This is a genomic window from Leptospira ainlahdjerensis, assembly GCF_016919175.1.
GTDB classification, from domain to species: domain Bacteria; phylum Spirochaetota; class Leptospiria; order Leptospirales; family Leptospiraceae; genus Leptospira; species Leptospira ainlahdjerensis.
Window position 1 is genome coordinate 80,955 of the sequence record NZ_JAFFPU010000003.1, and the last position, 12,834, is coordinate 93,788.

At 42.8% G+C, this 12,834-nt stretch carries 10 protein-coding genes and 1 tRNA gene; 4 read left to right on the forward strand and 7 right to left on the reverse strand.

Translation table 11 applies throughout. From position 1 onward, the window contains the following. Positions 1–290: 290 nt before the first annotated feature. The gene (locus tag JWG45_RS00525; protein WP_205277838.1) at positions 291–3,890 is read right to left on the reverse strand and encodes a vitamin B12-dependent ribonucleotide reductase; all 3,600 of its coding nucleotides are present in this window, start codon (positions 3,888–3,890) and stop codon (positions 291–293) included. A 210-nt stretch (positions 3,891–4,100) separates the two neighbouring features. Between JWG45_RS00525 and JWG45_RS00530 the strand changes: the two genes are divergently transcribed. Beyond that, positions 4,101–4,176 (forward strand) — tRNA-Asn (locus JWG45_RS00530). 535 nt (positions 4,177–4,711) lie between these two features. Here the strand turns inward: JWG45_RS00530 and JWG45_RS00535 are convergent. Further along, complete coding sequence (locus JWG45_RS00535; protein ID WP_205277839.1) at positions 4,712–5,644, reverse strand: c-type cytochrome; 933 nt, start codon at positions 5,642–5,644, stop codon at positions 4,712–4,714. A gap of 336 nt (positions 5,645–5,980) precedes the next feature. Here JWG45_RS00535 and JWG45_RS00540 point away from each other — a divergent pair, with 336 nt between their 5' ends. Further along, positions 5,981–6,556: a hypothetical protein gene (locus JWG45_RS00540; RefSeq protein WP_205277840.1), complete on the forward strand. Its 576-nt coding sequence runs from the start codon at positions 5,981–5,983 to the stop codon at positions 6,554–6,556. Positions 6,557–6,768: 212 nt separating this feature from the next. On the opposite strand, the gene JWG45_RS00545 is transcribed toward JWG45_RS00540, so the two are convergent. From JWG45_RS00545 to JWG45_RS00560, 4 genes are read right to left on the reverse strand one after another with little or no spacing between them, the layout of a single operon-like run. After that, complete coding sequence (locus tag JWG45_RS00545; RefSeq protein ID WP_205277841.1) at positions 6,769–7,053, reverse strand: exodeoxyribonuclease VII small subunit; 285 nt, start codon at positions 7,051–7,053, stop codon at positions 6,769–6,771. A gap of 1 nt (position 7,054) precedes the next feature. Then, complete coding sequence (gene xseA / locus JWG45_RS00550) at positions 7,055–8,323, reverse strand: exodeoxyribonuclease VII large subunit (protein ID WP_205277842.1); 1,269 nt, start codon at positions 8,321–8,323, stop codon at positions 7,055–7,057. Between the two features lie 5 nt (positions 8,324–8,328). Continuing rightward, the gene (locus tag JWG45_RS00555) at positions 8,329–9,462 is read right to left on the reverse strand and encodes an AI-2E family transporter (protein WP_205277843.1); all 1,134 of its coding nucleotides are present in this window, start codon (positions 9,460–9,462) and stop codon (positions 8,329–8,331) included. Positions 9,463–9,465: 3 nt separating this feature from the next. Beyond that, the gene (locus JWG45_RS00560; protein WP_332476219.1) at positions 9,466–9,960 is read right to left on the reverse strand and encodes a hypothetical protein; all 495 of its coding nucleotides are present in this window, start codon (positions 9,958–9,960) and stop codon (positions 9,466–9,468) included. An 18-nt stretch (positions 9,961–9,978) separates the two neighbouring features. Between JWG45_RS00560 and JWG45_RS00565 the strand changes: the two genes are divergently transcribed. Together JWG45_RS00565 and JWG45_RS00570 are read left to right on the forward strand one after the other, a co-directional pair. Further along, positions 9,979–10,623, forward strand: a complete 645-nt coding sequence (locus tag JWG45_RS00565; RefSeq protein WP_205277844.1) for a DedA family protein — start codon at positions 9,979–9,981, stop codon at positions 10,621–10,623. 38 nt (positions 10,624–10,661) lie between these two features. Continuing rightward, positions 10,662–10,943 (forward strand): hypothetical protein, encoded by a 282-nt coding sequence (locus tag JWG45_RS00570; RefSeq protein ID WP_205277845.1) that lies wholly within the window; start codon positions 10,662–10,664, stop codon positions 10,941–10,943. Positions 10,944–11,265: 322 nt separating this feature from the next. Here JWG45_RS00570 and JWG45_RS00575 read toward each other — a convergent pair whose 3' ends face one another. Continuing rightward, a complete protein-coding gene (locus tag JWG45_RS00575) occupies positions 11,266–12,825 on the reverse strand; it encodes a phosphatase domain-containing protein (RefSeq protein ID WP_205277846.1) in 1,560 nt (519 codons plus the stop codon). Positions 12,826–12,834 lie beyond the last annotated feature (9 nt).

The window sequence follows — 12,834 nt, forward strand, 5'->3', positions numbered from 1 at the left end:
GCGATTCGCCCAAACTTTCTTTCTTACACCGAACTCACATTCACGAAAGAAATCGTCTTTTTATCTTTTGGCAAAAGACTGGCCCTGCTCGAAAGAGTGGAGTCGGATTGTATTCTCAAAGCCGATTCAGTATTGATTCGCTCGGATTTCGCAAGCGGAAAAAGTAAAACCTCGATTTCGCTTTTAAAAAAGAATGGCCTTGAATGAAAACACATCCAAGGCCGATTCAATTTTACAAACGCAAATGAAAGAACATTCTTTATTTGCGTCCTTGACTTAGAAGGTCGGAATCAAGAACATCCAGTGGTAGACCCACAGGACATACATTTCAGACAAGACCCGTTTCTCACCATTTCAAAAGAACCGCATTCGGAGCAAGAATCTCCTGTATAACCTTTGATTTTTGCAAGTTTGACTTCTTCCAGCAAAGCGATTCCCGTCGGAGCCGGTGTTCTTTCTTTCGAAATCATCTGAGAATAAGAAATCGTCTCCACTTCTTTCTTCGGAGGAGCTTCCGCAACTGCGGTGTTCGTAACCGTTTCTTTTTCACGTACGTTCGATTCTGCAGTCGCTCTTTTGGAACCGATTTCGTCTCCTCTCAGATCTTCCGGAGCCACTTGTCCGAGGTCGTATCTTCCAAGATAAGTGATCGCCAACTCTCTAAAGATATAATCAATTACGGACGTACTCATCTTGATGTGTTTATTTCCGGAAACGATTCCGTTCGGTTCGAATTTGAAGAATGTAAATGCATCCACATATTCTTCCAATGGAACCCCGTGTTGCAGACCTAAAGAAACGGAAATCGCAAACGCGTTCATCAAACTTCTAAACGCCGCTCCTTCCTTGTGCATATCGATAAAGATCTCTCCGATCTGACCGTCTTCGTATTCACCGGTCCTCAGATAAACTTTGTGACCACCTACGATCGCTTTCTGAGTATAACCCGCTCTTCTGCTCGGAAGTTTTCTTCTGTGAGAGATATACTTCGTAATTACTTTCTCTGCGATTTGAACCGGATCTCTGGAGATCATCGCTTCTCTGACTTCGTCTTGTTCTTCGATTTCAATTCCATTGAGGAGTTCGAGTACGGAATTGAGAGGTTGAGAAAGTTTCGATCCGTCTCTGTAAAGAGCGTTCGCTTTGATCATCATCTTCCAGGAAAGGAAGTAGGCGTTCTTGACGTCTTCTACAACCGCGTCTTCAGGAAGGTTGATCGTTTTAGAAATCGCTCCGCTGATAAAGGGTTGAGCCGCCGCCATCGTACGAATATGGGATTCGTACGAAAGGAATCTCTTTCCATACTTACCACATTTGTTTGCACAATCAAAAACAGGATAATCTTTCTCTTTCAAGAAAGGTGCATTTTCGATCGTCATCGTTCCACATACGTAATCGTTTGCTTTGTTGATATCGTCTTTGGAAAAACCGAGGTATTCCAAAAGAGAAAAACCGGGAACATCAAAAATTTCTTTTGGGATTCCAAGATTGCGGGTTAAGAAGTCTTCACCGAGATTGAATTTGTTGAACGCAAAGTTGATATCGAAAGCGAGAGGAAGTGAGGCTTCCACTTTTTCGAGAATCTCATTCGTAAAACCTTTTTCTTTCAGAGCTTGAGTGTTTACGACCGGGGCTCCATTCAAAGTCGCATATCCTTTGCAATAGTTTACGATTGCTTCGATCTCAGAAGGAGAATAGCCTAATTTTTTCAAACCATAAGGAACGGATTGATTGATGATTTTGAAATAACCGCCGCCTGCGAGTTTTTTGAATTTCACCAATGCGAAGTCCGGCTCAATTCCGGTCGTATCACAATCCATCACAAGACCGATCGTTCCGGTCGGTGCGATTACGGTAACTTGTGCGTTTCTATAACCGTGTTTTTCACCGAGAGCCAAAGCGAGATCCGAATCTTCTTGAGCCGCTTTCAGCATATAGGAAGGACAGAATGCAGGGTTGATTCCAACGGGAGTGATCGTCAAACCTTCGTAGTCTCCGGAAGGGGCATTGTAAGCCGCTCTTCTATGATTGCGAATCACACGAAGCATATGTTTTTTATTCTTCGCATATCCTGCAAACGGGCCTTGTTCTTTCGCCATTTCCGCAGAAGTTGCATAGGCAGTCATGTGCATGATGGAGGAAATCGCACCGGTGATCGCCATCGCTTCTTGAGAATCGTAAGGAATTCCAAGAATCATCAAAACAGAACCGAGGTTTGCATAACCAAGACCGACGGTTCGAAACTTATAAGAAAGTTCCGCGATTTCTTTGGACGGAAACTGAGCCATAGTAATGGAGATTTCAAGAATGATCGTCCAGAGTTTACAAAGATAACGATATCCTTCCACGTCGAAGTTCAAGGTTTCCAGATCTACGAACTTTTGTAAATTCGCCGAGGCGAGATTACAAGCCGTGTTATCCAAGAACATATATTCGGAGCAGGGGTTCGATGCATTGATCGGACCGTCTTCCGGACAAGTATGCCATTCGTTGATGGTGGTATGGTATTGTGTTCCCGGATCCGCACTGGCCCAAGCCGCGTAGGAAATTTTTTCCCAGAGCTCTCTCGCTCTGAGAGTCTCGGAAGGTTTCGGCTTGCGTCCTTCCGCTTTCGCTCTTTCTTTTTCCGTTCTGAAATAAAGATTCCATGGTTGGTCTTGTTCTACTGCGGTCATAAACTCATTCGTAAGACGGACTGAGTTGTTGCTATTTTGACCGGAAACGGTATTGTAAGCGTCGGATTGCCAATCGGTTGTGAGTTCTTCAAAGAGAATTTCTTTGTAACCTTGTTTGGCAAGATCGATCACACGTTTGATGTAATTATCGGGAATTAAAACCTTCTTTGCTTCTACGATGGTTTTTTTAAGAGAAGAATTCTTCTTAGGATCAAAACGATCGTTACCTTCCATCTCGTAACAAGCGGAAATGATCGCGTTGAGATGACGGTTGTTCAACATCGAACCCGTTACAAGGGAAGCGACTTTCTTTTCTTCGGTTACTTTCCAATCTACAAAACTTTCGATATCCGGATGGTCTACATCGAGACAAACCATCTTCGCCGCACGACGAGTGGTTCCGCCGGATTTGATCGCACCGGCGGCACGGTCTCCGATCTTTAAGAAACTCATCAAACCGGAACTCTTTCCTCCGCCGGAAAGGGGTTCGTTTTCACCCCTTAGATTGGAGAAGTTGGTTCCTGTTCCGGAGCCGTATTTAAAAAGACGAGCTTCCCGAACCCAAAGATCCATAATCCCGCCTTCGTTTACGAGATCGTCGTCCACACTTTGAATAAAACAAGCGTGCGGTTGGGGATGTTCATACGCGGAAGTGGACTTAACGAGTTTTCCGGTAGAAGGATCTACATAATAATGACCTTGAGATTTACCATCAATTCCATAAGCCCAGTTCAAACCTGTGTTGAACCATTGAGGGGAATTGGGAGCCGCCATCTGCGTAGCGAGCATATACACGATTTCATCGTAGAAAATTTTTGCACTTTCTTCATCGGAGAAGTATTTGTATTTATATCCCCAATAGGTCCAACATCCCGCGAGTCTATGAAAGACTTCGAGCGCGCTGGTTTCACCGCCAAAACGATCTTCCGGCTTTAAGGATTCCAATTTTTCTGTATCGGGAACCGATTTTTGAAGCCATTCCGGAATTCCTTCCTCTTGTACCTTTTTGAGATACTTCGGAATTCCTTTCCGACGGAAGTATTTCTGAGCAAGAATATCAACCGCAACCTGGGACCAACCCTCGGGAACTTTGATGTCGTTTGCCTCAAAAACTTTAGATCCATCCGGATTGGAAATCCTGGAATTGCGTTTCGCCCAGCGAATTTCGGACGATTCTTCACCTTTGGGGACGGTAAAATGACGGTTTAGCTTCATAAATTTGCTCTCAGACTCCGTAAGACTAGTAAGAAGGGATTATGTCACTCTAAGAAAAAGGAAAAATGATCCAAAGCTTTTTTTGGCTCTCCTTTCACCGAAGTTTCAAAATTTTTCCTACAAAAAGTTGTAAAAACGCGGCCCAATGCGACAAATTAAGGTTGCGTGCTTACCCCTTTTTGAAAATATAGGCCTAACTACCGAGGATACTCCCCTTTAGCTCAGTCGGTAGAGCAAGTGACTGTTAATCACTGGGTCGCTGGTTCGAGCCCAGCAGGGGGAGCCACCTTTCTATCGCCTCAGCCTACACCGGCAATATTCCCTTCTTTGGTTCTTCTTAGACGAAGTTTCCAAACCTTTGGTCCCAAAAAACTTCTCTTTTGTTTAGTGTTTTTACAAAAAGAATCCCCGAAGATCCGCGAATTTTCCTTTCGAGAGATTGTTCTCAAATTTGCGAAAGCCGAAATCGAGGAGGATCAAAAAAGGTATATTCCAAAAATTGAATTTTGGGTTTGCCCAATCTGGAATTTGAAAATTATCAAAGTTAGGCTTTTCGTTTGAGGAGGTATTTTTTAGAATTCTTACTAGAGGCTTCTTTTCGACCTGCAATTTTTTTTGTCAGTTGCTCAACATCCCGGAACTCAGGTAACGACCTGGATTTCGCTTCTAAAATTTTCGTTATCTTCTTGGATTTGGATCCGAAAAAATTTTCCGAGATGAAACCTTACGATCTACGAATCCCGGAAAATCAAATCTTAACCGCTATATCCGACGTTACTCATCATTGCTTGGACACGGGGGCCAAAGATCTCAGAAGGATCTTACGGTTCATTTTTTGCCGGTTTGATGGATTTTAAAAATTTAAAAATCGCTCTGAGTTCTCCGTCAGACATAGAAGCATAGGCTTCCCAGGGCATATGACTGTGAGCAATCGATCTTCCCTGACGAAAGCGCGCCAAAAATTCCTTCTCGGTCCATTTTGTTATCCGTCCTTCCGCGTGCGGAGTTAGGTTCGGAGGGGTCAGAGTTTCTTTACTCGGATCCGGATCTTTCATCGGAGCTCCTCCGGCAAAAGGTTCTCCTATGTATTCTCCGATGAGATTTCTTTTCGTATGACAGCCGCTGCAATTGGCGACGCTGTTTGCCAAATATTCTCCGTAAACAATGCTTTCCTCAGCCTTTATCGATTTTAACACTTCACCTTTAGGACCGACCGGTTTTACAACGAAGGCTTTTAAAAACTTTCCGATCGGATTGAGTTCGTGTTTTGGAACCCGATTCTGAACGGGTCTGAGGCTTCTTAAAAAGGAAATAATCGCCGAAAGATCCTCGTCGCTCGTATTGTGAAACGGCATAAAATCGAATAAAACCGTTTGATCGGGACGAACTCCGTAACGAAGGGACCTTGCGATTTCCGCATCCGAAAAACTACCGATTCCGGTTTCTATATCGGGAGTTATATTCGGGGAATAAAAATTTCCTACCGGCAATTCGAACTTAACACCACCCGAGAGATTCGGTCGTCCATCGGTTTTAGAGGAATCGACATCTAAGGTTTTGTGGCAATCCACACAATGAGCCGCGCCATAGGCAAGTCGTTCGCCGCGTTTGATTACGGCGGGGTCCTTCGACGCTTTTATGTCCGGATAAGGCGCCTCATATTTTAAGTTTTGTCGCAACGCCGTCGCGATCACACAAACCAAGAGGATCGATAAAAAAACAGCTCCGGTCCACTTCAGGATTTTCAATAACATGAATTTGTTTACTCTCTTTTTGAATTTTCAATCGGAGTTTAGAATACAATTTCGTTTCTTGTTTCGACCAAATCCGATTTCTAAGTTAATAAGACAAAATCAGAATTAAGTTTGCATTCTTTTGGATGTTTTCGGCAGTTTTAGGGAATCCCGGAACTCCGATCTATAATTAGATTACCGAAATAAAATTCGCCAACGGTTTTCACGTCTATCTCATGCAAAAATTTGAATATTCTTTTTTGAAGTTTTAGAATATACATCTGAATCACTATTGGAAATTGATTTCCCTTTTAGAATAGATTCGAATACGATGATTTTACAAAAAAAGGGCATAGCATGAAAATAAGACTTTTATCCTCGTTTAGCGAGTGGATCGCAAAACGTTCTTCCGCGAAACACATATTCTTTTTTACCGCAGCCTCCATTCTGATATCCGGAGCGATGCAGTTTCTGGAACAGATGACTCCGGTTCCTGCTGGTCAAAGTCTTCCTCTCAAAATGGACTTCCGGCCATTTTCTTCGGCGAAGGATCTAAACGAAGTTTTTCAATTCTACAGAGAAACGGGACGTCTTTTGTATTTCTGGCAAGACGTTTTGGATATGTTTTTACCCGTCGCGGTCGGTCTGATGATCGGTTCCTTTTATTCGAGAACGGCTGTGTACTGGAAACTTCCGATATCCTTGAATCTTCTTCCTTTTGGGTTTTTGGTATTTGATTGGATCGAAAACTCTCTCATGTTTTACTTTTTATATTCATGGCCTTCGGTTTCGGAATCTTTAGCCCTTTTTGCAGGTAGAATCACCGCCATCAAATTGATGTTCGTTTTTATAGGATACGGAATGTTGTTCGTTTGTCTTTTGGCTTTTGGTTTCCGATTTTTTAAATCCAGATTTTCGCAATCCAAAGAATAAAATTATTTGAATCCTTCAAAATCCTTAGGAAATCTTTGAGTTTTACAAAAAAAAGCGAATCAGCCGGGAGTGAGAAGATCTTTGGTTTCTAAATAAGATATTCCATTCTTATAATATTTTATATAGATCGGGACTTCGATATCGTTTGCGGGCTTCCAATCAAAACGGTTTTACCGTTTTCCCAAACGACAAAACTAAAAAAACGATAAATCTTAGAATAGATCTTCCGGATCCGAAGTTTTGCTTTCAGTAGGAGTTTTTGTATCCCCCCGAAATCCGGTTTTATTCGTTTTTTTTGATTCATCTTTGGTGAGCGCTTCGATTTTTCCTTCCGCAGTATCCAAAATTCCCTGACAAATTTTTTTGAGCTCCATTCCGCGTTCATAGGCTTTGAGAGATTCTTCCAAGCTGAAATCCTGACGTTCCAGTTTTTCCGCGATTTGCTCGAGTTCTAAAAGCGCTTCTTCGAATGAAATTTTAGATTTTGATTCTGCCATTTTATTTTCCTTTTCGTATCACTTGCATCGTTCCACCGGCAAGTAATACGTGTAATTCTTCTTCCGGTTTTGTTTGTTCCGGAGAACTGATAATTTTACCTTTTGTGTTTCTTACGATGGAATAACCTCGTTTCATCGTGGAAACGGGGGAAAGATCCTCCACCTTGGAGGTCAAAAATTCCGCCCTTTGTTTTTTATGAAAAAGAATACCTTGGATCCTCGGTGTAAGATTCGTATAACGTTCGATTCGAACCTTTGCAAGATCCAGTTTGTTTTGAACCGCCTTTTGCAATCGGATCCCGATTTCATCCACTCTTTGACTTCTTGCATTTAAGAGTTGCATCGGCTCCTTGAAGATAAACTTCCCGGACAATAACCGCAAACGATCCTTACTCGAGGAGACCCTAACGTTCAGAGAGGTTTTGAGCCTTCCTTCTAATTGCGAAATAAATTGAAGAATGTCTTCTTCCTTTGGAACCGCGTGTTCGGCCGCAGCAGTAGGAGTCGGGGTCGCGAAGTCGGCCGCAAAATCGCTTAACAAAACGTCTGTCTGATGTCCTACCGCCGAAATGATAGGAACCCTGGAATTCGCGTAGGCGCGGACCACCTTTTCGTCGTTAAACGCCATTAGATCCTCGAAACTTCCACCACCTCGTCCCGCGATGATCACGTCTACGTTCCATTCCGGGCGATTCAATTCTTCGATCGCACCCACGATCGAATTAGGAGCCTCTTCTCCCTGAACAACACAAGGCGCGATGAGAATGTTGATTCCCGGAAATCGGGAACGGGCTACTTTGATGATGTCTTCGATCGCCGCGCCAGAGGGCGAGGTCGCGATTCCGAGCGTTTTTGGAAAGGCGGGAATTCTTCTTTTTTTCTCCGGATCAAAAATTCCTTCCGCAGAAAGTTTTTGTTTGAGCCTTTCAATTTGGAGTAAAATGTCCCCCTGTCCCAGCTCTTCCACACGAGTTACGTTGAGATTGTAAGAACCGCCGGCTTCATAGAGCGTGATCGTTCCATAAACTTGGATTTCTTTTCCGTCGCTGAGAGGTTTGCCGCCGTAATTCTTATTGGAATAGTTGAAAAAAGTACAACGAACCAAAGAAGTCGCGTCTTTTAGTGAAAAATAAATATGTCCCGAGTTGGCCTTACTATAATTGGAAATTTCCCCTCTGACCCAGATGTTTTTGAGATCTTTGGATCCGGTGATGAGATTTTTGAGAATCCTCGTGACTTCCGTAACGGAAAGAGGTTTGGAATCTTCCAATCAGATCACCGATGCCCCTTGTTCAGAATCAATTCTCTTCGATACAATCTCCAAAAATCCCAAAGAATGACGACTAACGTAACCGCTACCGGTCCGACGACGAGTCCCATGATTCCGAATTCCTTGATTCCGCCGATCAAAGATAAAAAGATAAGAAGAGGGTGGACTTGTAGCTTCTTATCGAGCATTCTCGGTTTTACAAAATTCTCCAGAGCCAAATAGAAAAAGAGGCCGCTTCCCATAAAAAAAATCGCCATCATCGGATTGTTCTCTAAAAACAAAATATAGAGTCCGATCGGAAGCCAAACAACGGAGGTTCCTACGACGGGAATGATCGAAAAGAACGCGGCCAAACTTGCATATAAAAAAGGACTCGAAATTCCGGCGATCAAAAGAAGAATATAAACCGCTGTTCCTTGCAGAATCGAAATGATCAGATTTCCTCGAATCACGGTTTGAACCGCCGACGTTACTTTTCTTCCCACTTGTTCTTCCAACTGTCTGGAAAACGGAAGGTTGTCCAAAATAAAACGTTCCACCTTTTTTCCGTCTTGATAAAGAAAGAATAAAACCAAAAGTGCAAAGAAAAGATTCATCAGAATTCCCGTCGGCAATTCTATGTTTCCCAGGATAAAAGAGGAAGCGTTGCTTAAAATTCCGTAGATGCTGTCGAGATTCAAAATATCCACATAGTTCTCGGCGAATTCTCCATAGATTTCCGGAACCTTTACCCAGAAAAATTCGTTGTCAGTAATAAAGTCAGTGAGCATCGCAAAGTTCATCAAGGTTTCGATCATTTTATCTTCGCTTAACGAAATTCTTAATTTGAATAAAATGGAAAGGGCTTCTTGGATCAACGTACGAATGACAAAATAGGAAGGAATGATCACTAACATAGAAACGAGAGTAATCATGATCCAAGGAACGAGCCATTGGAATCTTTCTCCGAGATATTCTTTGAGAAGTTTGTATTGTCTTCTCGTCGCGAGATAAAGAATCAAGGCCATCAAGGAAGAATAAAGATAAGGACGGAATACTAGAAAAAATACGCCGATCGCAAAGATAAAAAGAATCGAGAAAAAAATCACAAACGTATATTTTCCCGGTTCGGGATTGAGTGGAACTACAGGTTCGATCATATCTTAACCGCCTGTTTTTTTATAGAAGAGTTTGATTCTACTTCCGGCATCCACGGCTTCGATCTGAATCGTAACCACTTTTTTATTTTGACTTTCCGCCATAATCACAGTCTTTTGATCCGTGATCTCTTCCTGCAAAACTTTCCAGTAGAGAGATTTAAAAATGGAAGCATAATAGACTTCCATCTGTTTTTTCTTAAATGCGTGGGTAAAAAGAAGAAAGGATTCTTTCGTATCAAAATATCCGCGTTCGGATTTTAATTCCGTGGAATAGATCAAAGCGGCTCCTTCCGGGACAAACTCGACGGGAAGCGATCTTGGATTTCGAACCGGGTTGTTCTGAAGAGTCAACTTGTTATAACGATACAATTCCGTTTTGGAATCGGACGCAAAAAGAGACAAGGGCGTCGTCAAAACACCGAGAAGAAAAAAAACTAAAAAATAGAAACGAGTAGGGTTCACTTTTTTTACTTGAACCTTATCCGCCATCACTGACAATTCTTTTATTCATCCTTCATGACTTTTCAGGAAACACTGATTCAAATTCTCACCCGATTTTCGGAAACCGATCCCGTATTTCTCTGGCTCTTTTTCGCGTTCTCAAACTTTGCGGAAAACGTTTTTCCGCCTTGGCCGGGAGATACGATCACCGTCTTCGGAGGTTTTTTGGTCGCAAGAAATCCGGAATCCTTTGGTTGGTTTGCGCTCGTTTCGAGCACTTTGTTTGGAAATATTCTGGGAGCCTGGGTGATGTATCGATTCGGAAAGCTCTTCCTTCATTGGGTGAAAAAAAAAGAATTTCCTTTCAAAGACTCTCTCTATGACGAAGAATCCATCGAGAAAACCCTCGCCTGGTTTCATAAAAATGCGATCGCGGTGGTTTTGTTTAGTCGGTTTTCGGCGGGAATCCGATTCTTTGTTTCCATCGTCGCAGGAATGGTAAAGATGAATCCATTCGTTTTTTTCGGATGTTTTTCTTTGGCCGTTTTTCTCTGGTGTGGCATGTTGATCTTTTCCGGATTCTATCTCGGTTCTCACTGGGAAGCAGTTTTAGGTTTTTTAGAAATTTATAACCGGATCATTCTCGGTTTGATGATCCTATTCGCGATTTTGTTTCTCTGGTATCGAAGACGAAAAAAAATCGCGGATCAAAATTCTTAAACCAAGATCGTTTTTACCCGAAGATCCAAAGATGACTTTTGAAGAAAAAAATTCCCTGCAGATTTATAAAAAACGTCCACCGTCCTCATTCCGCCGAAAAATTTCATAGAACCATTCCTTTCAAAAAGATGTTTTTTCAGAACAGCGTTCCTCCTTTTAACGAAAGGGATAACCTTACTCACAAGTTGCCTGGATCGGACGAAAATCTGTTGGAACTCCGACAGTCTACCGTGAAAGTCGCGCTCCCCGCCCAAATTTTGGGTGGAGGGGTGGGTGGCGGAAAAAACCACGACGGACATTCCTATATCACAAAATACTAATTTTGCAAGAAAAAATTCTCTTGTAGGAACTCACACAAACCCTTGTCTCCGGACAATTCTCGTTGTATCTCCTCTCAACTTTTGAGTACGGTTATGCGACAAACAGGAACGTTATTTCCGAAACCTAATGGTGCGGGAACTACACGTTTTCCGAGCGAAAGACAACAACACGAAATTTGAACAAAATCGCGTTAGACTTCCTAGACATATTAGAATTTTATAAAATGAAATGCTTCTTGAGCAACTCTTTTTAAGAAAGCGACTTTTCGGATGCACCCATTTCTTACTTTTTGGAATCCAAAACGCATCTGTAAAATTACTCTTAGGTGATTTCTTCCCGATCCAAGGCTTTCTTCAGACCTTCGATGATCAGATCCTTTTCATCCTGATAATCTCCAGGAAGAGTTAGTGTCTGGATCCATTCCATCAAAGCGGGTGGATCGATTACTTTTCCTTCCATCCATTCTCCCGCCATATCGGCGACGACCCGAAATACGGCAGAGGTATCTAAGATTCCGTTGTCGTGCAGTACGACTGCGAACCCCGGTGCGCCTTCCGTAAGAATGTATGGATGAATTTCTTTTTGTTTGAACGGATCGATTCCTGCAGGGAGAGCGCTTTGTACGTTCCAGTGCATTTCCTCTTCGTCGGGTCCATGTGTCGTCTTGTTGATAAGAACGAGGGCAACGGAATTGAGATCTCCGTGAATCTTACGATTTTCCTCTCCGAGTTCCGCGATGGTTTTGGCGGCGTCTCTTGTGATCGCGTCTCTTCCTAAAAAGTTCAAACGATACAGATAGTCTTCCAATTCTTTTCCGGACATCTTTCCGGAAAGAATGTACTGATACAAAAGAAAGATCAGATAGTCGCTTTCCGTATTGTCTCCAATTAGAATTTCTTTGGAATGAGTTGGAAGATATAAACGATCTCGAAGAAGAATCGTGAGCTTATAACTCATCTGATCGAACAAACTCTGAAAGGAAGCGCCGGCAAACTTTCGAATTCTTTCCATCGATCCCAAAATTCCGTCGGTGATAAACTTTGTAGGATGTGTAACGGAATCCCAAAACTTTTCGACGATCCCTTTGATCGTTCCTTCCAAATACTTGAGATGCAAAGATTCCGTCTCGATCGAATGACTTCGGATCGTGGACAAAAGGGTTCTTCTAAAAAAATGAGGACTGGCCGAAATAAAACAAAGCGGAGAATCTTCGGTCGCAAGACGGATTTCTCGATAGAGAGTCGGCATTCCCGGAAGAGGCAATTTTTGCTGCGGTGTTTCGAATAACGTGGAAAGTTTCCCTTTGTTGGAATGGATGTCCGTCGCAAGATACGTCTGGTCGATATCGGAAGTTGTCACGTAACCGGTGAAGTTTTCGGGAAGAATTCTTAGCTTTCCCTTTCCGATCAGTGAACTTCCGGAAATTTCACTTTTACCCTTTTGGTTGAGATAGGCGATGTCCTTCGTAAACTGCCGGTAGGAATCCAATTTTTTAAAAAGAATCCGAAAGGAATATTTTCCAGGAGGAAGAGGTTTTGTAAATTCGTGAAAGAAAAACCCTCCGTCGTCTCCTTTGATCTCGGGAGATTGGTGCACCAGATTCTCCGATTCATCCCAAATCTCCGCGACTAAAATCGGTTTTCGAACCGGCTCCAATCCGTAATCCAAAAAAGGAGTGATGTCTTTGTCCTGCTCCTCGAACAAACCGGTCAAAAGGTCCCAGCGAGAATCGTCCCTCATTTCTTCCGTGATCCCAGCGTCTACAACCTGACCCCGAATGTAATACCGATTCTCGCGCCCTAAGGTTCCCCCGCAGATCGCGATCCTTTTTTTATCGACTAACTTTGCCGTTTCCGCTTTGGAATCTGGTTCTTCGCTCACTGTTCTTGC